General features: G+C 46.3%; 19 protein-coding genes. 18 read left to right on the top strand and 1 reads right to left on the bottom strand.

Features of this window, described 5'->3' with window-relative positions; genetic code table 11:
* The first annotated feature begins 330 nt into the window (after positions 1-330).
* The 18 genes from BMY75_RS16055 to BMY75_RS18120 all read left to right on the top strand — a co-directional run bounded on the left by BMY75_RS16055 (position 331) and on the right by BMY75_RS18120 (position 20,795).
* Positions 331-1,566 (top strand): phenylacetate--CoA ligase family protein, encoded by a 1,236-nt coding sequence (locus BMY75_RS16055; protein ID WP_074835897.1) that lies wholly within the window; start codon positions 331-333, stop codon positions 1,564-1,566.
* 235 nt (positions 1,567-1,801) lie between these two features.
* Complete coding sequence (locus tag BMY75_RS16050; protein ID WP_081350594.1) at positions 1,802-2,992, top strand: SGNH/GDSL hydrolase family protein; 1,191 nt, start codon at positions 1,802-1,804, stop codon at positions 2,990-2,992.
* A 41-nt stretch (positions 2,993-3,033) separates the two neighbouring features.
* The gene (rimM, locus tag BMY75_RS16045; RefSeq protein ID WP_074835895.1) at positions 3,034-3,552 is read left to right on the top strand and encodes a ribosome maturation factor RimM; all 519 of its coding nucleotides are present in this window, start codon (positions 3,034-3,036) and stop codon (positions 3,550-3,552) included.
* Entirely contained in the window at positions 3,549-4,283 is a 735-nt protein-coding gene (gene trmD, locus BMY75_RS16040) for a tRNA (guanosine(37)-N1)-methyltransferase TrmD (RefSeq protein ID WP_074835892.1), read from the top strand. Before rimM ends, trmD begins: the two co-directional genes overlap by 4 nt.
* Positions 4,284-4,580: 297 nt before the next feature.
* Positions 4,581-4,853, top strand: coding sequence for an HPr family phosphocarrier protein (locus BMY75_RS16035; protein ID WP_013499335.1), 273 nt, complete (start codon positions 4,581-4,583; stop codon positions 4,851-4,853).
* 405 nt (positions 4,854-5,258) lie between these two features.
* Positions 5,259-6,344 carry a PucR family transcriptional regulator gene (locus BMY75_RS16030; protein WP_024858792.1) on the top strand — a complete coding sequence of 362 codons (1,086 nt, stop codon included), beginning with the start codon at positions 5,259-5,261 and terminating at the stop codon, positions 6,342-6,344.
* 57 nt (positions 6,345-6,401) lie between these two features.
* Positions 6,402-7,091 carry a cell division ATP-binding protein FtsE gene (ftsE, locus tag BMY75_RS16025; RefSeq protein WP_074835890.1) on the top strand — a complete coding sequence of 230 codons (690 nt, stop codon included), beginning with the start codon at positions 6,402-6,404 and terminating at the stop codon, positions 7,089-7,091.
* Positions 7,081-7,986, top strand: coding sequence for a permease-like cell division protein FtsX (ftsX, locus tag BMY75_RS16020; RefSeq protein ID WP_074835888.1), 906 nt, complete (start codon positions 7,081-7,083; stop codon positions 7,984-7,986). Before ftsE ends, ftsX begins: the two co-directional genes overlap by 11 nt.
* A 199-nt stretch (positions 7,987-8,185) precedes the next feature.
* Positions 8,186-9,790 (top strand): murein hydrolase activator EnvC family protein, encoded by a 1,605-nt coding sequence (locus BMY75_RS16015; RefSeq protein WP_074835885.1) that lies wholly within the window; start codon positions 8,186-8,188, stop codon positions 9,788-9,790.
* Positions 9,791-9,874: 84 nt separating this feature from the next.
* Positions 9,875-11,692: a peptidoglycan DD-metalloendopeptidase family protein gene (locus BMY75_RS16010; RefSeq protein ID WP_074835881.1), complete on the top strand. Its 1,818-nt coding sequence runs from the start codon at positions 9,875-9,877 to the stop codon at positions 11,690-11,692.
* A gap of 359 nt (positions 11,693-12,051) precedes the next feature.
* The gene (gene ilvB / locus BMY75_RS16005; RefSeq protein ID WP_074835878.1) at positions 12,052-13,689 is read left to right on the top strand and encodes a biosynthetic-type acetolactate synthase large subunit; all 1,638 of its coding nucleotides are present in this window, start codon (positions 12,052-12,054) and stop codon (positions 13,687-13,689) included.
* A 10-nt stretch (positions 13,690-13,699) separates the two neighbouring features.
* On the top strand, positions 13,700-14,230 hold the full coding sequence (locus tag BMY75_RS16000) for a hypothetical protein (RefSeq protein ID WP_074835875.1): 531 nt from the start codon (positions 13,700-13,702) through the stop codon (positions 14,228-14,230).
* 198 nt (positions 14,231-14,428) lie between these two features.
* On the top strand, positions 14,429-14,926 hold the full coding sequence (ilvN, locus tag BMY75_RS15995; RefSeq protein WP_013497241.1) for an acetolactate synthase small subunit: 498 nt from the start codon (positions 14,429-14,431) through the stop codon (positions 14,924-14,926).
* A gap of 71 nt (positions 14,927-14,997) precedes the next feature.
* Entirely contained in the window at positions 14,998-16,023 is a 1,026-nt protein-coding gene (ilvC, locus tag BMY75_RS15990) for a ketol-acid reductoisomerase (RefSeq protein ID WP_074835872.1), read from the top strand.
* A gap of 183 nt (positions 16,024-16,206) precedes the next feature.
* Positions 16,207-17,580, top strand: a complete 1,374-nt coding sequence (locus BMY75_RS15985; protein ID WP_074835870.1) for a dockerin type I repeat-containing protein — start codon at positions 16,207-16,209, stop codon at positions 17,578-17,580.
* 295 nt (positions 17,581-17,875) lie between these two features.
* Positions 17,876-19,465 (top strand): protein phosphatase 2C domain-containing protein, encoded by a 1,590-nt coding sequence (locus BMY75_RS15980; protein WP_170844330.1) that lies wholly within the window; start codon positions 17,876-17,878, stop codon positions 19,463-19,465.
* A 431-nt stretch (positions 19,466-19,896) separates the two neighbouring features.
* A complete protein-coding gene (locus BMY75_RS15975; RefSeq protein ID WP_074835864.1) occupies positions 19,897-20,313 on the top strand; it encodes a dockerin type I repeat-containing protein in 417 nt (138 codons plus the stop codon).
* 224 nt (positions 20,314-20,537) lie between these two features.
* On the top strand, positions 20,538-20,795 hold the full coding sequence (locus BMY75_RS18120) for a hypothetical protein (protein WP_170844328.1): 258 nt from the start codon (positions 20,538-20,540) through the stop codon (positions 20,793-20,795).
* A 94-nt stretch (positions 20,796-20,889) separates the two neighbouring features.
* On the opposite strand, the gene BMY75_RS15965 is transcribed toward BMY75_RS18120, so the two are convergent.
* A partial coding sequence (locus BMY75_RS15965; protein WP_139199866.1) for a transposase occupies positions 20,890-21,102 on the bottom strand: 213 nt, incomplete at its 5' end.

The raw sequence follows: 21,102 nt of genomic DNA, 5'->3' as shown, positions 1-21,102 counted from the left end.
TCGGACATATTTCTGCAAGAGTTGTACAAAAACGTACAACTCTTGCAGCATTTTACGCTGATGGTAGAAAGAAGATCCCGCAAGTTTACTGCACAGAGCGTGCTGTGAATGAGCGTTTATATAAAAAGTCCGTGCGCACGATGGCAGGCAGCCGCCCGCTGTAACTACGGTACAAAGGACGGCGTGTTATACTGTACGGACTCGGCAGCTTGACAACTGAATATTGATCGGACATATTGTAATAAAATATCCCTCTCTGCATCTTTACTTTTTTGGTGATATGTGCTATAATTATAAAGTTGAAAATACTTCCATAAGGAGGAAAAACAAATGCAGATAACAGAAACTCAGCTGGCACAGGTCAATGACCGTATACGTGCGCTGATAGCATCAAACAGCTTCTACGGCAAAAAGCTGGAAGAAGCAGGCATAACCGAAGTACACACTCCCGAAGAATTCGCAAAGCTCCCTTTCTCCGAAAAGAAAGATCTCCGCGATGCTTACCCTCTGGGTCTTATGACAGCCCCCGAAGAGGAGATAGTTCGTATACATTCCTCATCGGGAACAACAGGTACTCCCGTAATTATCCCCTATACCGCCAAGGACGTTGACGACTGGGGCGAAATGTTCAAGCGCTGCTATGAGGTAGCAGGCATCACCAATAAGGACAGGATTCAGATAACTCCCGGCTACGGTCTGTGGACAGCAGGTATCGGTTTCCAGAACGGCTGTGAAAAGCTGGGCGCCATGGCAGTTCCTATGGGTCCCGGAAATACCGAGAAACAGCTTGAAATGATGCAGGCACTTGAAACTACCGTACTCTGCTCCACTTCTTCCTATGCACTTCTTCTTGCAGAAGAGATCCAGAAGCGCGGTATCAAGGATAAGATACATCTTAAAAAGGGCGTTATCGGTTCCGAGAGATGGTCGGATAAAATGCGTGAGCGCATCTCCAACGAACTGGGCATCGAGCTTTATGATATCTACGGTCTTACCGAGATATACGGCCCAGGTATCGGCATAAACTGCGAGCACAACACAGGTATGCACATCTGGGACGATTATCTCTACCTCGAAATAATCGACCCCAAGACAGGCGAGAATGTTCCCGACGGCGAGTGGGGCGAGATCGTCATAACCACTCTCGTTAAAGAGGGCGCACCTCTTATCCGTTACAGAACCCATGACCTCTCCCGTATCATTCCCGGCGAGTGTCCCTGCGGAAGAAAATATCCCCGCATAGATACTATCAGGGGCAGAACCGATGATATGATGAAGATCAAGGGCGTTAACGTGTTCCCCAGCCAGATAGAGGAAGTGCTTGCTGAATTCGATGAGATATCCAGCGAGTACCAGATTCGTATCTCTCATCTTGACGGCAAGGATACCATGCGTATCTATGTTGAAACTAACGGAAGCGTTGATTTTGCCGAGCTTGCAAAGCATATCGCTGAGCGTGTAAAGAGCAAGATAGGCTTCACTCCCATAGTCAAGGTAGTTGAGATAGGTGTTCTTCCCAGAAGCATGAAGAAGACCGCCCGCGTTATCGACGAAAGATTTGACTGATATCATTATATTAAACACTCACAAGACCCGACATTCACAAAAACTGTCGGGTCTTTTCGTGGGATCATCTTATCTTTTTCTCTGAATGGCATAACTGTATGCAAAAATATTAAATAGCCGTAAAATTCTTTGTATGTGCTCCCGACCCCTTGAAATAATGTTAAAATCATGCTATAATAGACCAAGCGTTATGATGAAAGGGCGCTGTTTAAGGGTAAATGACAGGAGAGTATTTATGAAAAAGAGATCGGTTATAATGCTGTGTGCGCTTGCGCTGAGCATTTTTGCCACGGGCTGCGGCAAGAGCGTCAGCGATGAAAAAGACAGCACATCAAGCAGTCAGGTCACGGAGGAAAAGGGTATGAAAGGTACAAGGCTCACGGAAGAAAACGCAAAGCTCATAGGCAGAACTTATCTCAACGATGAGGGAACTTTGTGGTGCGCACTCAGCGGTTCGGGCGCTGAATTTGAATTTACAGGCAAGAATCTCGATATCCTGATCGAGAGCGATAAGGTGACTTCCACAGGTCCCAGAGAGCATTATTCAAGGTTGGCGATATATGTGGACGGCGAGCGTGTTGTGGATGATATGCTCAATGACAACATCAAAAAGTATTCTCCCATACAGGGCGATACCGAGGTCACAAAGACCGTTAAGATAGTAAAGCTTTCCGAAACTGCCATGTCCTGCTTCGGCATACTGCCCATCAATCTTGAGGGTGGCGCATCCATCAAGCCTACTGAAGCCAAACCCCACAAGATAGAATTCATAGGTGATTCCATAACCTGCGGCTACGGCGTTGATGATGAAGAACCGACACATACCTTTGCAACATCCACCGAGGACGTCACCAAGGCATATGCCTATAAAACTGCACAGGCTCTGGGTGCGGATTACAGTATGTTCTCCATCAGCGGCTGGGGCATAATCTCGGGCTGGACAGGTGACGGTACTCAGCATCCCGAACAGCAGATACCTCTTTACTATGAAAAGCAGGCATTCTCCTACGGCGGCTTTAACGATGTTGAAGCGCAGTCCGTTGACTGGGATTTCGGACGTTATCAGCCCGACCTGGTGGTGATTAATCTCGGTACCAACGATGAAAGCTACTGCAAGACCGATGAAGAAAAGCGTGCGGCTTATGTTGCAGGCTACGTTGAGTTCCTGAAGACCGTCCGCAAAAACAACCCCGATTCAAGGATACTCTGCGTGCTGGGCATAATGGGCGATGCGCTCTATCCCTGCGTTGAACAGGCGGTCGCTGATTACAGCGCCGAAACAGGGGATACTAATATCTCCGCTTTCCACCTTGAACCCCAGAAGCCCGAGGACGGACTTGCGGCGGATTATCACCCCACCGAGACCACCCATACCAAGGCGGCAGAAGCTCTTACTGCTGAGATAAAGAGCGTGATGGGCTGGTAAGATCGGCTAACGGATATACAATTATATAAGGAAGTGATTTCATGAATAAACTGCTTGAAGCGGGAAAGATAGTATCGGTATTCGGACTGAAAGGCGAGGTCAAGGTACAGCCCTGGTGCGATACCCCCGATTTTCTCTGCGAGTTCGATACGCTGTACTACAAAAGCGGTACTCCCGTTGAAGTTGAGCGTGCGAGAGTTCAGAAGAATATAGTTGTTATGAAGATAAAGGGCGTGGATTCTGTGGAAGAAGCCCAGAAGATACGCAACCGCGTGCTTTATCTTGACAGGGAAGATGTTGAGCTGGGCGAGGATACTTATTTCGTGCAGGACTTGATAGGTCTGAAAGTCATTGACCTGAACAGCGGCAGGAAATACGGTGTGCTTACGGAAGTCAGCGAGACAGGTGCCAATGATGTATACCATATTAAAAGCGAGAGCGGGAAGATGTACTACATTCCTGCCATACCCTCGGTCATCGCAGAAACGGACGTTGAGGGTGGCGTTATGAAGATAACTCCGCTGGAGGGACTTTTTGACGATGCGGAGGAAATAAGATGAATATAGATATCGCTACGCTTTTTCCCGAAATGCTGGAGAATTATCTTTCACAGAGCATAGTGGGCAGGGCGAGAGCAAAGGATATATTCACTGTGAAGTGTCACGACATACGTGCATATACTAAGGATAAGCACAGGAGGGTCGATGATACGCCCTACAGTGAGCAGAAGGGTATGCTGATGCAGTGTGACCCCATATTCAACTGCTATGAGGCGGTGACAGAGGGTCGCGAGAAGCCCCATGTGATATATATGTCACCACAGGGCAAAACGCTTACTCAGCAGAGATGCAGAGAGCTGGCTGCGATGGATAATATATTTATACTCTGCGGACATTACGAGGGCGTTGACGAGCGTATCATCGAAACACTGGTCGATGAAGAAATATCCATCGGTGACTATGTGCTCACGGGCGGCGAGCTCCCTGCGCTGGTGCTTGTTGACGCTGTTGTGCGTATGCTTGATGGTACTCTTTCCCAGCCCGACTGCTACGAGGACGAGAGCCATTATAATGGTCTGCTGGAGTATCCGCAGTACACAAGACCCGAGGTTTGGCACGATATGAGAGTGCCTGAGATACTGCTTTCGGGACATCACGCAAACATCAAAAAATGGCGTCATGAACAGGCTCTTATCACTACTGCGAAGAAGCGTCCCGAGCTTTTGGAAAAGCTTGAACTGACAGATGAAGATTTGGCAATAATACACAAAGTCGTCGATTTTGACAAATAACCATGGGGGATGTATTGGGCATAACTGATAAAGATGTTAAAAAGCTTTGGACAGAATGATACAAAATATATTGACTTATTGTATAGTTTAAACTATGTATATTGACAATTGTTAACCTTTTATGGTTGAAACTTACGAAAATCACACTCGCGACGGTGGTTTGTTCAAAATTTGCGTTGACTAAAGGGACGTTGTCGGGTATAATATATTACATGAACAGGGGGAAAAAACTCCCACACTCATAATAGGGACTGTGAAAATGTTTTATTAACTAATAGGGATTGGAGAGATCGCATCATGTTACAGAATACTGTTGTTGTTCAGAATCAGGTAGGTCTGCACGCTCGTCCTGCTACATTCTTCATTCAGAAGGCTAACGAGTTCAAGTCGTCCATCTGGATAGAGAAAGAGGACAGAAGAGTAAACGCTAAGAGCCTGCTGGGTATTCTTTCACTGGGTATCGTTGGCGGTACTACTATCAAGATCATCGCTGACGGCGCTGACGAGGAAGAAGCTGTAAAGGGTCTGGTTGATTTGGTTGACAGCGGCTTCGCTGAGGAAGCAAGATAATTTCGATCTGAATAAAATTGACAGACTGTCCGCGCGGCAGTCTGTTTTTTTGTAAAAATGCGCCTTATTTGATGCTTATCAACAAAATGTTCAATGGTTACAAAATAGTTTCGCTTATGTAGAAATTCATTGGCTGAATTTGTTGAAAATACACAATGGAACTTTCGATTTTACAATATATTCACACATTCGGGCGAAAAATATGTTACAATTTGTAACATATCGAAAGCTCGAATGGGTGATTTCGGTCAAAGTGAAAAGTTTTTTTGAGAAATCTACGCTTTTTACTATAAAAGACTTGCAAAATCCTAATTTTTTTGTTATAATTATTGTAAGCGAATGTTCTGCCTGAAAAAGGCAAAACGAAACACGACAATAAAATTTGCAAGTAGAGGGGATCAAATTATGTCAAACAGATTATTTCAAAGCGTTGTTCATCAGATGCGAGACACCATCGACTGCGTTATCGGTGTAATTGACGAGACTGCGACCATAATCGCCTGCTCGGAACTGGCACAGGTAGGTACAACTAATGAGTTCGTTTCGCTCGATCTGGGAGACTCCCATGATATCTTTGTGCGTGACGGCTACACCTACAAGCCTTTCGGCGCTCACATGAAGCCCGATTATGCTGTATTCGTTGAAGGCACTGACGAGGTGGCAGCAAAGTATGCGAGCATACTGGCTATCACTCTGTCCAGCATCAAGCAGTATTATGATGAGAAGTACGACAGAAACAACTTCATCAAGAACGTTGTACTGGACAATGTTCTGCCCGGTGATGTTCATGTAAAGGCGAGAGAGCTGCACTTCAGCTCTGATATCTCCAGAGTCGTTCTGCTGATCAGGATCGTTTCTTCCAACGATGTATCTGCATACGATGTTATCCAGAACCTGTTCCCCGACAAGAACAAGGATTTTGTCTTCAATATCACTGAGAGCGATATCGTTCTGGTAAAGGAAGTCGCTGCAGGTGTTGAGACAAAGGATCTGGAAAAGCTGGCAAGAAGTATCTCGGATACTCTTTCAAGCGAATTCTATACAAGAGTCAATGTCGGCATCGGTACTGTTATCGAGGGCGTCAGGGATCTTGCGCGTTCTTTCAAGGAAGCTCAGGTATCTCTGGAAGTCGGCAAGGTATTCGACACTGATAAGAATATCGTTTCCTACGATGATCTGGGTATCGCTAGGCTGATATACCATCTGCCTACTACCCTGTGCGAGACTTTCCTGAAGGAAGTATTCAAGAAGGGCTCGATAGATTCTCTCGATCACGAGACACTGTTCACTATACAGAAGTTCTTCGAGAACAACCTGAACGTGTCCGAGACTTCGAGAAAACTGTTCGTACACAGAAATACTCTCGTGTACAGACTTGAAAAGATCAAAAAACTCACCGGGCTCGACCTGAGAGAGTTTGACCACGCGATCATTTTCAAGATCGCACTTATGGTGAAGAAGTATCTCTCCGCCAACCCCGTCAAATTCTAAGGAAAAGCCTGTGGGTACGGGCAGTCATGTCCGTAAACTTTAAGGCGGTGTAAAATTTTGGTAGAGTTTCAGGATGTGTCGGTCACCTATAATTCCAGTGGTGTCGATGCGTTAAACAAGATCAATCTCAAGATCAACGACGGCGATTTCGCTTTCGTGGTCGGACCCTCGGGTGCGGGTAAATCCACCCTTATCAAGCTGGTACTTAAAGAAATAGATGCGACCAGCGGAACTGTTCTGGTAAACGGCTTCAATCTGAAAAAACTCAGAAGAGGCAAAGTACCTGCGCTGAGAAGAACTATCGGCGTTGTATTCCAGGATTTCAGACTTATACCCACTATGACGGTATATGAGAACGTGGCATTCGTGCTGCGTGTTATAGACGCTCCCGCTAAGTATATCAGGAGCAGAGTACCTTATGTAATAAGCCTTGTGGGACTTTCGGACAAGGCTAAGTGTTATCCTACCGAGCTTTCGGGCGGTGAGCAGCAGCGTGTGGCGCTGGCAAGAGCACTTGTCAACGATCCCCAGCTGATAATCGCGGACGAGCCTACGGGTAACATCGACCCTGCGCTTTCTTACGAGATAGTCGAGCTGCTGAAGAGCATCAATGAGTGCGGCACTACCATACTGATGGTTACCCACGAGCATGATCTGGTGCGTTATTTCGGTGGACGTATCATCAACATCAATAAGGGCAACATTGATTTCGATGAGGTAGTAGGAGGTGTGCAGAATGAAAGCTAGCAGCCTTCGTTACCTTGTCAATCAGGGAGTTACAGGTATATGGAAAAACAGAATGATGACTTTCGCTTCGTTCTGTATACTGCTTGTCAGCCTGCTTATGGTAGGTCTGGCGAGTCTTACCGCAATAAATCTGACGAGGATAATCAGCGGTATCGAAGACAAGAGTGAGGTAGTTGTCGTTATCAGCGACAATGCTACCGAAGAAAACGAAAAGGAACTGAAAGAGCATCTCAAGGCTATACCTAATGTGAATTCGATAGAACTTTACACCAAGGAAGAAGCCTGGGAAGGTATGCTCGACAGTATGACAGAGGAAGAACGCGCATTCTTCAAGTATGCAGACGAGAACCCTCTGCCCGACACTTACAGACTGACAGTCAAGGATATTGAGATAATGAGCGATACTACAGCTCAGATAGAAACACTTGACTATGTTGAGTCTACACAGTCGCCTACATCTTTTGCAGATGTGCTTATCAGTATCAGAAGGATATTCTCGATAATAGCTTTGGCTGTTGTGTCGGCACTTGTCGTTGTAAGTCTGGTAATTATCTCCAACACCACCAGAGCAAGCGTTTTTGCAAGACGCAAGGAGATAAATATAATGAAGTACGTCGGCGCGACCAATGCTTTCATAAGGATACCTTTCTTTGTGGAGGGCATGATAGTTGGTCTGGTTGCGGCTATCGGTGCGCTGCTGATGACTAAATTTGCTTATGAGGGTGTATATAACATCTTCAGTGATGATTCTGTAATATGGGTCATCATGGGTATGAAGAAGCTCTATTCTTTCAAGGAACTGCTGTTCCCCGTAAGTATATCTTATCTTGCAGCAGGCGCTGTTATCGGCGCGGTCGGAACTTCTATCAGTACCGGCAAACACCTCAAGGTGTAATATTGTTAAGCGTAATAAGGGAGATAAAACGCTTATCGAATTGACAGATCAGGCAGGGGACGGGGTCGATCGTTTTCTGCCTTTTTCTTTAGTGACTGTTTTGGCAGTTTACTGAGGAAGCAAAAAAATCGACGTTTTGTGTAAAAATTCTGCGGTAAAAAAGAGAAAAAGAGCCGCAGTACCCACGGAGGAATTCAAAATGAGCAAACTGACAGGCTTTAAGAAAGCAGCGGCTTGTACTGCAGCTGTTATGATCTGCGCCTCAGCTTTTTCAGGTGCCGGAAGCGGTATGATCAATGCTGACCGCGGTCATGCTTTAAGCAGTGCGGAGCTTCAGGATAATTACAAGGACATCGCTGCTAAGAAGAAGAACATCGATGAACTTATAGCTAAGCAGGAAGAACTGGACAAGAAAATTGCCGATACCAAGGATGATATCTCTGCTGAGCAGGAAAACAAGGAAGCTATCGAGGAGCAGATAGCTACAGTGCAGAAGACTATACTCGCACTGAATGAGTCTATAGCTGAAACACAGGACGAGATATCTGCGCTGGAGGATTCCATTGCGGATAAGGAAGTTCAGGTAGCTGAACAGCACGAGCAGATAGTACAGGGCGTGAGCGATTTCAAGGTAAGGCTCAAGGCTATGTACGTTGCAGGCAATAATACATATTCGGATATCATCATCGGTGCATCGGACTTTTATGATATGCTCATGAAGATGGAGCTGGTCAAGAGAGTTGCTGAGCACGATGATAATATGATAGATGATCTTATCGAACTGAAGAATCAGTATGAAGCAGATGAGGCTGAACTCAATGCACAGAAGACTGAACTGGAAGTTAAGCAGGCTGATCTTGAAACACAGAAGGAAGCTAATGAAAAGCAAAGGGATAAACTTGCTCAGCTTGTTTCCGAGAGCCAGATCAGTATCGATAAGATGAGTGAGAATAAGGAACTGTATGAGAATAATCTTGCTATAATCGAGCAGGAGAGAGAGCAGTTCGAGGAGGATCTTAAAGACCTCTATAAGGAGCGTCAGGCGATCAAGGCTGAAGCAAAGAAAAAGGCTGACGAGGAAAAGGCTCGTCAGGAAGAAGAACGCAGGAAAAAGGAAGAAGAGGAAAAGGCACGCGAGGAAGCTGAAAAGCGTCAGCAGGAGGAAAATGCCAAGAATGCCGAGCAGGATAATAACGACTCTCAGGATGACGGTTCGGACGATGATGATTCCGATAATGGCGGAAGCAAGACTGTTGACGTAGATAACGGCGGATCGGACGACGATGACAGCGGCGAGTACGTTCCTCCCACACCGGCACCATCGGTGGGCAAGAACGCGGCTTACGGCTACACCAACTCTAAGTCAAATCTGACATGGCCTGTACCCGGTCACTATAATATATCCTTTGGATTTGGCTGGCGTAACTCCGGTTCCCTTTACGGCAACCACAAGGGTATAGATATCTATGACAGCCAGATATACAATGCAGAGATAGTTGCGGCTGAGGAAGGTACAGTCATAAGAGTTGAGAACTATTGTACTCACGATTACGGCAAGAACTACTCTTGCGGCTGCGGCGGCGGATACGGCAGATACTGCATTATTGAGCATCCCGATGGAAAGTGGACACTTTACGGTCATGCAAACAATATCATCGTATCTGTTGGTCAGCACGTAGAAAAGGAGCAGGTACTCGGTTATGTCGGCTCTACAGGACATTCTACCGGACCTCACACCCATTTCGAGGTACAGGTAGATATGGGCGGTTATATGTCACAGGTTGACCCCTCTAACTATGTATAATTATTTCTGTTAGTATCAAGCGGCATAGATAATATGCCGCTATGATGTTTTCAGCTTCTTCTTTTCACCTAAAAGGAGTGTAAAATGAGCAGGCGTAAGGGCTTTATTAGGATACTGTCGCTGTCGGCGGCGGTTTGCATAACGTTTACCGCGGTCAGCAGCGGTATAAACGCTGAGAAGGTCAGTGCGGATTATGACTACGGTTATGATTACGGCTATGACTACGGCGGATATACTAACTACGACTACAGCGGCGGCTATGGCTATGATACCTACAGCGGTGACTACGGTTACAGTGATGATTATGGGTACAGCGGAGATGATTACGGTTACAGCGGCGACTATGGCTACAGCGGCGACTACGGTTGGACAGACCCGAATCAGACCTGGACCGACCCCAACCAGACATGGACGGATAACGGACAGTCGGGGACGACGGATGATACAACTGTGACGGAGACTCCTGCGGACAGCGGGGCTTACACAGGAAAAAGCGAGGTCACAAAGCACGCTGAGGATCTCAGATATATCATCGGAAAGCAGTCGGCGCTGAAAGTTGAGATATCCGATGCGGAGACCGCTATACGTGAAGAAGAAAAGATGCTCAAGAGCATCAAGAAGCGCACGGAAGAACTGGATAACGAGCTGTATATCCTCAACAGGTCCATGTCGGTGCTGGAGCTTCAGGTAAATAGCAACAAGCGTGAGCTTGACCGTATAAACGGCAATATCGAAGACGGCGTTGAACGTCTTAAAATGAGGATGAGGGCGCTGTATCTTTCGGGCACTGATTCTTATACCACGGTACTGCTGGAATCCAACAGTTTTTATGATATCCTCATGCGCATGGAGCTTATCAAGCGCGTAGCGGCACATGATGACCACATAATTGAAGAGCTTTACGCTTTGCAGGAGAACTGCCAGGTGAAGCAGGCGCATCTTGATAAACAGCAGGCTGAACTTGACAAGCAGTATGCGCTTTTTGATGCGAAGAAAGCCAAGCTTGATGAGATATACAATTCATCATCACAGGCTAAGGAACTTCTGAGAGAAAAGCAGAAGAAGCTGAAAGAGCAGGAAGCTCAGTTCAATCTGGAGAAGATAAAGACCGCTGAGAGCCTTGGTGCGATACTGAAGCCCACTATCGGCGCTGTGCCTTTCGATGAGGAAGTTGCGGCAACAGAAGAGCTTGCCAACGAGAAGCTGAAAGAGCTTCATGAGAACATCAAACAGCGTGTAAAGGACGGCGAGGAGATACCCGAAAATGAGCCGACCTACACCTTTGCATGGCCTGTTCCTCAGGATTATACCATAAACTCGGGCGTTGGCGCACGTTGGGGCACTTACCACAAGGGCATCGATATCAACGGCGATCACGGCTACGAGATACACGCCTGTGAGACAGGTACAGTCATCATGACGAATACCACCTGCACTCACGATTACGGCAAGTATGAATCCTGCGGCTGCGGCGGCGGTTACGGAAACTTCATCATCATCGATCACGGAAATGATTTCCTTACGCTGTACGGTCATCTGACCAAGGTACTAGTTGAACCCGGTGATGTGGTAAGACAGGGCGATCTTATCGGACTGATGGGCACTACAGGTTATTCCACGGGCGATCATCTGCATCTGGAGATAAGGTATCAGGGCTATGTGCTGAATCCTATCAATTATCTGGATCTGACCATTGACCCCAATAGCGGCAAAAGACCTCTGGTAGATAAGGACGAGGATACCATCACCGTTGTTGAGACCAACAAGGACAAGAAGGACGAGAGCTCGAAAGCCGAGTCTGAAAAGAAGACCGAAAGCTCAAAGGCTGAGGAAGCGAAAGAGGACGAAAGTTCAAAGAAGGAAGCGGACTCCAAAAAGGAAGCCGATCCCAACGACGATTAGTCCTATTATCGATGCTGACTTTGATGGGCGGCAAATGCTATAAGATCTAAGGGCGGGAATATTGTTGTTCCCGCCTTTTTTGTGGTATCATGGCTGTTTGCGGTGGCTTGGAAATAATTGCATATGCAAGATAAGATTTTTAATGGGTGGGAATGTTGATATTCCTGCTCATTTTGGCGTATTTAGGCGGTTTTGCGGCGATTTGAAAGCCGCTCGGATGCAGTTTGGGTGGGTTGACTAAACGTGGGAAATATGTTATAATTATATAAATATTTTATTGTAGGGAATGACTAATTTCCCGACAATGTGCTGTGCCTTGGGTAATACCCGAAAAACAGCGGAAAAAGGAGGTAGTCTTTATGAAAATGACAGTTAGTCAGGCTATGGTCGAATGTTTGAAGGCAGAGGAGATAAAGGTCGTCTACGGCTACCCCGGTGCGGCTATCTGCCCGTTTTACGATGCTCTGCTTGACGCTGAAAAGGATATAAAACACGTTCTGGTAAGGCATGAAGCCAACGGCGGTCATGCTGCCAGCGGTTATGCAAGGATATCGGGAAAGCCTGCGGTCTGTATAGCGACTTCGGGTCCCGGTGCGGTGAACCTGATTACAGCCATCGCTACGGCTTATGCGGATTCGATACCGATAGTCTGCATAACAGGTCAGGTAAATACCGACCAGATAGGATCCGACGTTTTTCAGGAGGCTGACGTTACAGGTGCGGCTGAACCCTTTGTCAAGCACAGCTATCTTCTTAAAGACCCCGCTGATGTGGGCAGAGTGTTCAAGGAAGCTTTCTACATCGCAGGTACTGGCAGACCCGGTCCTGTGCTGATAGATGTTCCTATGGACGTTCAGAAGATGACAGTGGATTTCAAATATCCCAAAAAGTGCGAGATACGCAGCTACAAGCCCACAGGCAAGGGCAACGCTTTGCAGGTTAAGAGAGTCACCGAGGCGCTGAGAACAGCTGAAAAGCCCCTTATCTGCATCGGCGGCGGTGTGTTTGCTTCAAATGCCCAGGCTGAGGTAGTTGAGCTTTCAAAGAAGCTGAACATACCTGTTATCACGACCATGATGGGTATATCCGTTTTTGCGGACGAAGATCCTCTGTATGTGGGCATGATAGGTACTCACGGCACAAAGCTGGCGAATTACGCTGTGAACGCTTGTGATACCCTGTTCCTGGTGGGCGCACGTGTTGGCGACCGTGCGGTGAAAACTCCACTGGAGCTTGAAAAGGACACTAAGATACTTCACATAGATATCGACCCTGCAGAGATAGGCAAGAACATCGGTGCAGACCTGCCGCTGGTAGGCGATGCTAAGACAGTTCTCAGGCAGATGCTGGATTATCTGGAAAAGCACCCCGAGGGAAATGCAGACCACACCGAATGGCTGGCGCATATCGCTGAAAAGCGCGTTCCTGCGGAGTTTACAAAGCCTGTTAAGGGTACAGTCAATCCGAAGGAGTTCTTGCAGAGACTTTCGGAGCGTATGCCTGCGGATGTTAACATCTGCGCTGACGTCGGACAGAACCAGATATGGACAAGCAGATATCAGTTCAAAAAGGGCGGCCGCTTCCTGACATCGGGCGGAATGGGTACTATGGGCTATTCTCTGCCTTGTGCCATAGGCGCTAAAATGGCGGACGAGAGCCGTATAACCGTAGCTATATGCGGTGACGGCGGTTTCCAGATGAATATGATGGAACTGGCAACTGCGGTGCAGTACGGCGTTGATGTCAAGGTGGTAGTCTTCACGAATACAAGGCTTGGCATGGTTAGAGAATTGCAGACAAAGGGCTACAATGACAGGCAGATGGCTGTCTTCCTTGATGGTTCGCCCGATTTTGTGAAGCTTGCAGCGGCTTACGGCATACCTGCTATAAGGGTAACGGACAAGAAGTCAGAGGACAAGGCTATCGAGGCGCTGGCTACCGAGAAAGGTATGCTGGTATGCGAGGTAGTCGTTGACAAGGATTTCCCGACGCTTTAAGAGGTGGGATATGCTGCATTACAGGATACTCAGTTACGGAAGCGACTATGATTGGGGGCTGCTGGTAGGGCTTATCTCACTGAGAGATGAAGCCGAGATAGACAGGCAATTTGAAAAAAGGCTGAACAGCCTTGAAAAGGAAGAGCCTTTCGCTGACGAGATGTCGGCACGGCTGATGGCTGAGCTGGATAATTCCCGCAGGACAGGGGACTATGCGGTAATAACGCCCAAGGGCAAGGGCTGCATAACCTGTCTGGCATCTTCGATTAAGTTCGGGCTGATGGTGCTGGATCAGGCTAAGAACGGTGATCCTGTCATAACCAAGGCAGGGGCTGTCAATGGCAGAGTGCTGGAATGGCTCTCGGAGAGAGGTGAGCATACTCTGGTGCTGACGGACAACGAGTGCGGTCAGCTGAGAGAGGTGCTCTCGCTGGTGGGCAACGGCATGGCTGATCTGGAATATCAGGGTCAGGTATACTCGGCTTACAGCATAAGGGAGTGCATGGAAGTGCTTGCACCCCTGATGGAGAACGGTGCATAAGGCTTGATGAGGTGCGGTATTTGTGTAATATTTATATATCAGCACTTTATCACGCCATAACAAGTATGATTTACTGTGATAATTGACTAAATTTTCTCGTTAATGATTTGGTCTGATAATTTTAAAGAAATAGCCATAATATGATAGTATAATAATTTAGTGTGGAATAAATTTCCGCTAAAAAACGGAGGTCATGATATGAAACATACCATTTCTGTTCTCGTTGAGAACCACAGCGGTGTTCTTTCAAGGATATCCGGTCTGTTTTCAAGAAGAGGATTCAATATCGAAAGTCTGGCGGTAGGTCCTACCAATGATGAATCGATATCGAGAATAACCATCGTTGCTGACGGCGACGAGCATACTGTCGAGCAGATCGAGAAGCAGCTCAACAAGCTGATCGAGGTCATAAAGGTCAAGACCTTCGGCAGAGACGAGTTCGTAGCACGCGAGCTTATGATCGTAAAGGTCAGTGCTCCTGCTGACAAGCGCAGTGAGATCATGACTATCGCTGAGATCACAGGCGCTAAGGTAATGGATATCACCCTTACCACAATGACGCTGGAGATATGCGACAGATACGACAGGCTTGAAAGATTTGAAAAGGTAATCGAGCCTTACGGCATACTCGAAATGGCAAGGACAGGAACTGTTGCTGTTGAGAGAGGTGCTGAGTATTTCAGCGCAAAGAAGTAGATTCCCCTTTTGTTTATTTAGGAAAAAGGGAAATATAAATCATTCCAAATTATTTTTAGGAGGAAATTAAAATGGCAGATGCAAAGATCTATTATCAGCAGGACTGCGACCTTAATGTACTGAAGGGCAAGACAGTCGCTATTATCGGTTACGGTTCACAGGGTCACGCTCACGCTCTGAACCTGAAGGAGAGCGGTATTGACGTTGTTGTTGGTCTGTATGCAGGCTCCAAGTCCGCAGAAAAGGCTAAGAAGCAGGGTCTGGACGTTCTTAGCGTAGCTGACGCAGTCAAGAAGGCTGACGTTATCATGATACTTATCCCCGATGAGAAGCAGGCTGCTCTGTACAAGAGCGAGATCGCTCCTAACCTGACAGCAGGCAAGACACTGATGTTCGCTCACGGTTTCAATATCCACTTCGGCTGCATCGTTCCCCCCGCTGATGTTAACATCGTTATGATCGCTCCTAAGGGACCCGGTCACACTGTTAGAAGCGAGTATCAGGCTGGTAAGGGTGTTCCTTGCCTTATCGCTGTTGAGCAGGACGCTACCGGCAACGCAACTGATATCGGTCTGGCTTACGCTCTGGGTATCGGCGGCGCAAGAGCTGGCGTTCTGGAGACAACATTCAGAACCGAGACCGAGACAGACCTGTTCGGTGAGCAGGCAGTTCTCTGCGGCGGCGTATGTGCTCTGATGCAGTGCGGTTTCGAGACACTGGTTGAGGCTGGTTATGACCCCAGAAATGCTTACTTTGAGTGCATCCACGAGATGAAGCTCATCGTTGACCTGATCTATCAGTCCGGTTTCGAGGGCATGAGATACTCCATCTCCAACACTGCTGAGTACGGCGACTACATCACAGGTCCTAAGATCATCACTGAGGACACCAAGAAGGCTATGAAGAAGGTTCTTTCTGACATTCAGGACGGTTCCTTCGCTAAGGAGTTCCTGCTTGACATGAGCGATGCCGGTTCTCAGGTACACTTCAAGGCTATGAGAAAGCTTCACGCTGAGCATCCTTCCGAGAAGGTTGGTACTGAGATCAGAAAGCTGTACAGCTGGAACAACGAAGAGGACAAGCTGGTAAATAACTAATCCTTATTCGTTAACGCAGACGCGCTGAATAAAAGATGTAAGGCACTTTTGTCATGTTATTGGCAGAAGTGCCTTTTGATTTTAGCTTTTGTGTATTTAAGACTTGACAAAAGTGTTAAGAAATTATATAATAAAAAAGTACAGTACCGTGTATCGGTAAAATTTTTTTACAGGAGGAGACAGATGATGAAAAGAACAGCAGCATTTATTACAGCGCTGACTATGGCGTTCAGCATGTGTGCTATCACTGCTTCGGCACGGAAAGGCGATGTCAGCGGAGACGGAAAAGTTAACACCACGGATCTCATGATGATAGCTGCGCACGTTAAGGGCAAGAAGATTTTGACCGGTGAAAAGCGTGCAAGGGCTGATGTTACCGGTGACGGAAGGATCAATAACTCGGATGTTACGGCGGTGGCAGCACACGTAAAGGGCAAGAAGATCCTGAAGGATAATACTGTCAATACAAAACGTGCGCTGGTAGAATACGATTTTGGAATGTTTAAAAAGGCTACGGGCGGAAAGTATGAGCTGACAACTATCAACGAAGGACAGCCGGGTATGGATGTTTTGGCAGTATATAACTTTGATGTATTCCCGAATACCTATTTCTGCTTCGGCGCCAAAGGAAGAGACTGCATGAAAATGACCGAATCAGGTGTATTTACCTTTGATAAAGATGTGTTTGAAAAGGGCATGAATGATACAGTCCCTGTGCAGGAAGTACAGTTAGTAAAGGGCGGAAAAATAGGCGATACAGGCTGTGTTGTAGGCATGAAGTACAGCGAGCTGAAGAAAAAGCTTGGTCTGGGCAAGGCTGTAGTCGAAAACAGCACGCTTTCACCGAATATCCGTACTACAATTGATGGTGTTAAATGGAATCTGGTTTTCAACGATGAGGCAGCACAGAAAGCGGTAAAGAACAAGCGCATTAATCCGGATACGCTTTGTTCAGATGAGTTCACATTTGAAGAACTCGGCATAGACCCTGTTTGCACCTATGCTATAAGCAACTGCGATGTATTATACCCTACATACTCTTTTGAAAGACTGAAAGATGCTATGAACGGAGAGTACGATGTTGAAGTGGTCAGCATCGGTCAGGCGGCAGGTGCTGCTATGTATAATGATGAGGTCTTCCCGAATATAAGATTTGTATTCAGACCCGATAATATGAATCTCTTCAAAGAAACAGAGGACGGATATGAAGTTGACCGCAAGAAGTTTGAAAAGATCCCGGGTGAAACTTTTGTATATGCTGTTGAATATCTGCCGGGTGCTGAGATACCGGGCAGGGGAGGTGCTAAGGTCGGCATGAAGTACAGCGAGCTGAAAGAACATATCTCGCTGGGCAAGGCTTACAAGACCCCTTCGGAATTCAGCCCTGTTATAGATGTTACTATGTGCTACGGCGACTGGCTGCTGGTATTCAATGACCCTTCTATCAAAAATGCTATAAAGGATATCAGTAACTTTGCAGATGAAAAATTCAGTTTTGAAGACTACCGTATAGATCCTAAGTCTACGCGAATGGTATGGTTTGATACTGACTTTTGATAAAGGCACGGATATAATATAATGCAAAGGCACTTTTGTCGTAAGACGAAAGTGCCTTTTAACGTGATGTGAATAAAAAGCTGTGTTATTATTATAAAATGTTTGATAATTTTTGTGTATTCTCTATATAGGATTTAGTCTATTATCTACAAAAAAGCACTTGACTTTTGGGGCGGAGATATTATATAATATATAAGGAATAGTATGCGATCGCCGATGGACAGAGAAGTGAAAATAGAGAGTTCCCGAGGGCGGAGTGCAGCAGAATAAGTGTGTGATAATTTGGGGAATGCTTATGAGATATTACATATATGGTTATACAGATACAGGCAGCGTGAAAAAAAATAACGAAGACGCTGTGCTGGTCAATAATGAGGTCATAAATGATGGCTTCCGTGAAGCGGTGCTGGACGCCCCGTTCATCACGGCGGTCTGCGACGGCATGGGCGAAGAGAACGCAGGCGGGATAGCTGCGGGTCTTTGTCTGAAGGAGCTGGCATCGGTGAGCTACACCTCAAAGACCGATCTTAAACAGTCTCTTATGGCCATACACGGAAAGATAAAGAAGCGCAGTACTCAGGATAAGACTTCTGCCAATATGCAGACCACCCTGTGTGCTTTTGCTGTGGACGAGGACGGCAAGGGGCTTTGTATAAATGTGGGTGACAGCAGGATATACAGGTATGTAAACGGTGCTATAAGGCAGCTGACCACGGATCAGAGCTACGAACAGTATATGTTCAGCAAGGGCGAGATCGACAATGCGGAAGAACTTGACCCCGAGGAGCGTGACGCTGTTATATCCGCCATGGGAAGCCCCCAGAGCGATCCTAAGATAGATCAGACACCTCTGGTGAATGAATTCGGTACTGAACCTGATGATATGATAATCATCACTACAGACGGTCTTTCGGACTTTGTCAGTGAGAACGAGTTCGAGATAGGGCTCGCTATGGATCTGCCCATATCGGAAAAGCTGGTGGCGCTGGCTAAACTGGCGGTGCTGAACGGAAGCACTGACAATGTATCTATAATAGGTGTAAAGCCTTTCCTTGATTTTGAGGAGCTTTCGGCGCTGACAAGACATGACGCGGTGGGCACTACCGTGAATGTTATTGAGATGTTGGAAGATCACGAGGATGAAGAGGAAAAGGACGAGCTCAGTGATATACTCACCATAGATCTTGAGGCTATCATCGGAAAAAGCAAGCCTGTATTCCCGCCTGAATATGGTGATGTACCTATGCCTAAGACTGAACCTGAACCAAAGACAGAACAGCAGCCTGAATATGAGCTGGAGCCAGAGCCTGAATCAGAGCCTGAACCGGAGCAGGAGCCCGAGATCATACCCGAGCAGACGATCGAATCTGTGGTTGAGCCTGACCCTGAATTGCAGCCTGAACCAGACTGTGAACTTCAAACTGAACAGGAACCCGAACCTGAAATGATACCCGAACAGGAGCCTGAAACAGAACCCGAGTCACAGCCCGAGTCTGATGCGGATCCTGACTCTGAACCTGTGTCAGGATCGGATAACGAACAGCAGTCTGAAACTGAGTTTGAATCTGAAACCGAAACGGAGGCGGAATCCGAAGCGATAGCCAAGCTACTGCAGAAGTATATTTCGGAAACAAAACTGTGTATTGACCGGGAGCTTGAATTGGAGCAGGAGCCGCAATCTGAAACGGAAATACAGTCAATATCAGATGAGGAGACCGTATCTTCGCTTGAATCTGTATCTGAACCCGAACTTCTGACGGAAGAGCATCATGAGATGGTCAGCAGAGAAGAGATCGAGCTGGAAGCTCACGACCTGTTTATGCAGGCACAAGCTTCGTTATCAAGACTTTCAGGACTTATACCAAAAAAGAAAAAAACTGAGTAGATATTGATTTTAATTATGTTTTTTCAAAATGACACACCATTTTATACAACCTTTTGAAAGGTGAAATCAATAGCTGGCGGTATTCTTCCCCTCGCCGAAGGCGGGGGGAAGAATACATTTCAAATAACTATTCATTATTATACCGGCGTATGGTGTGGTATACCAGCGTATGGTTTGGTATACCCACGTATGAAGTGGTATGCTAAAGGGATAACCATAATATTAATAAATACGAATGATAAGAGGTTTTGTAACAACCATTAGGCAATAATGATTAAATTTATTAATAGATTAACTGAACTGTACGTTAAAACGATGAATGAAGGTTACAAAGTATTGACAAAAACGGTCTGATAAGCTAAAATGGGTATTGCGAATTGACAGGGATGTCTGTTTGCAATCCTGTTTTAATGAATTTGGAGGAATTTGCGATGAAGAATCCTAAGAGCGTAGCAGTTGTGGCTGCTGCAGCTATGACCGTTTCTATGGTAGTTATGACTGCATGCGCTAATGATACTACTTCTGAAAGTGATTCTGTAAAAGTTGGAGTTGTAGATGTAGAGACTACTGGCACTGAAACAGCAGAGGCTGAAACTTCTGAAGCAGAGAACGCTGATGCTGAGACGATCGTTGACGTACCTGAGGATGTAAACAAGCCCGGAGATGTGGATGGCAACAGTAAGGCCAACAATACCGACCTCATAAAGGTGGCAGCTCACGTAAAGGGCAGGAAGCTCCTGACAGGTGCTGCTCAGAAGGCTGCTGATGTTAACGGCGACGGTGAGATCAACATTTCCGACGTCATAAAGATCGCTGCTCACGTAAAGGGCAAGAAGATGCTGTACTGATTTACAGATCAGTCTTAATGTAAATAACAAATTCAAAGCGCCTTCGTCTTTTGGGACGGAGACGTTTTTATTTGTGCGTTGTAGATAAAATATCAAGGGCAAGTTTGTAAAGATTAATTGTTACAAAGTGGAAAAACAGGTTGAATTTGGGATAAAAATATGTTATCATATGGAAGTAGGGTTTAGTTTACTATAGTATCCATATAAAGAACAGGAGAAGTAAAATGGCATACGGAGATTATGAAACTTACAACAGAGACAACAGCGGAAGAGGCTATGCTTCCCAGGCTGACCGCCATATGGAAGTTGACCTCAAATGCCCGAACTGTATGGGCGAGAGAAATATTGATGTTAACAACATGGTACTGGTATGTCCCTATTGTGACAGCAAACAGATACTTTCTGAATACGAGATGGAGGCTTACTGCAGGCTGAAGGGTATAACTCGAGTCAATCCCAAATTCTGTGTAAACTACAAATAGTGTAATAAAAGAGTATATGATGAGACCGATTGTGAAAGCAGTCGGTCTTATCAGCATATTAGCACATGATTATTTGATTGTCAAGATAAAAGTATTATTCGGGTATTCTGTCTCCGTAATAGATCACAAGCTGAGCATAGATACTGCTCCAGTCCTGACGACGCCCCGTCCACTTTTTCGTGATGTCCTTCATAGCCAGATACAGCATCTTGAAAAGGCTGTCATCTGTAGGAAATACGGATTTTGTTTTGGTCACTTTCCTAAGCTGACGGTTGAATCCTTCGATTGCATTGGTGGTATAGATCAG

The sequence above is a fragment of the Hominimerdicola alba genome (assembly GCF_900109655.1).
In the GTDB taxonomy this organism is placed as follows: Bacteria; Bacillota; Clostridia; order Oscillospirales; family Ruminococcaceae; genus Hominimerdicola; species Hominimerdicola alba_B.
This window is presented reverse-complemented; position numbering and strand designations above follow the sequence as displayed.

Bases quoted from the DNA above. Each gene is read 5' to 3' on its own strand.
- ftsX (WP_074835888.1), top strand. From the start codon at position 7,081: ATGAAAGCTAGCAGCCTTCGTTACCTTGTCAATCAGGGAGTTACAGGT.
- BMY75_RS18120 (WP_170844328.1), top strand. From the start codon at position 20,538: ATGGCATACGGAGATTATGAAACTTACAACAGAGACAACAGCGGAAGA.
- ilvC (WP_074835872.1), top strand. From the start codon at position 14,998: ATGGCAGATGCAAAGATCTATTATCAGCAGGACTGCGACCTTAATGTA.
- BMY75_RS15985 (WP_074835870.1), top strand. From the start codon at position 16,207: ATGATGAAAAGAACAGCAGCATTTATTACAGCGCTGACTATGGCGTTC.
- BMY75_RS16030 (WP_024858792.1), top strand. From the start codon at position 5,259: ATGTCAAACAGATTATTTCAAAGCGTTGTTCATCAGATGCGAGACACC.
- BMY75_RS16050 (WP_081350594.1), top strand. From the start codon at position 1,802: ATGAAAAAGAGATCGGTTATAATGCTGTGTGCGCTTGCGCTGAGCATT.
- BMY75_RS15975 (WP_074835864.1), top strand. From the start codon at position 19,897: ATGAAGAATCCTAAGAGCGTAGCAGTTGTGGCTGCTGCAGCTATGACC.
- ilvN (WP_013497241.1), top strand. From the start codon at position 14,429: ATGAAACATACCATTTCTGTTCTCGTTGAGAACCACAGCGGTGTTCTT.
- BMY75_RS16015 (WP_074835885.1), top strand. From the start codon at position 8,186: ATGAGCAAACTGACAGGCTTTAAGAAAGCAGCGGCTTGTACTGCAGCT.
- BMY75_RS16035 (WP_013499335.1), top strand. From the start codon at position 4,581: ATGTTACAGAATACTGTTGTTGTTCAGAATCAGGTAGGTCTGCACGCT.
- BMY75_RS16000 (WP_074835875.1), top strand. From the start codon at position 13,700: ATGCTGCATTACAGGATACTCAGTTACGGAAGCGACTATGATTGGGGG.
- trmD (WP_074835892.1), top strand. From the start codon at position 3,549: ATGAATATAGATATCGCTACGCTTTTTCCCGAAATGCTGGAGAATTAT.
- ilvB (WP_074835878.1), top strand. From the start codon at position 12,052: ATGAAAATGACAGTTAGTCAGGCTATGGTCGAATGTTTGAAGGCAGAG.
- BMY75_RS15980 (WP_170844330.1), top strand. From the start codon at position 17,876: ATGAGATATTACATATATGGTTATACAGATACAGGCAGCGTGAAAAAA.
- rimM (WP_074835895.1), top strand. From the start codon at position 3,034: ATGAATAAACTGCTTGAAGCGGGAAAGATAGTATCGGTATTCGGACTG.
- BMY75_RS16055 (WP_074835897.1), top strand. From the start codon at position 331: ATGCAGATAACAGAAACTCAGCTGGCACAGGTCAATGACCGTATACGT.
- BMY75_RS16010 (WP_074835881.1), top strand. From the start codon at position 9,875: ATGAGCAGGCGTAAGGGCTTTATTAGGATACTGTCGCTGTCGGCGGCG.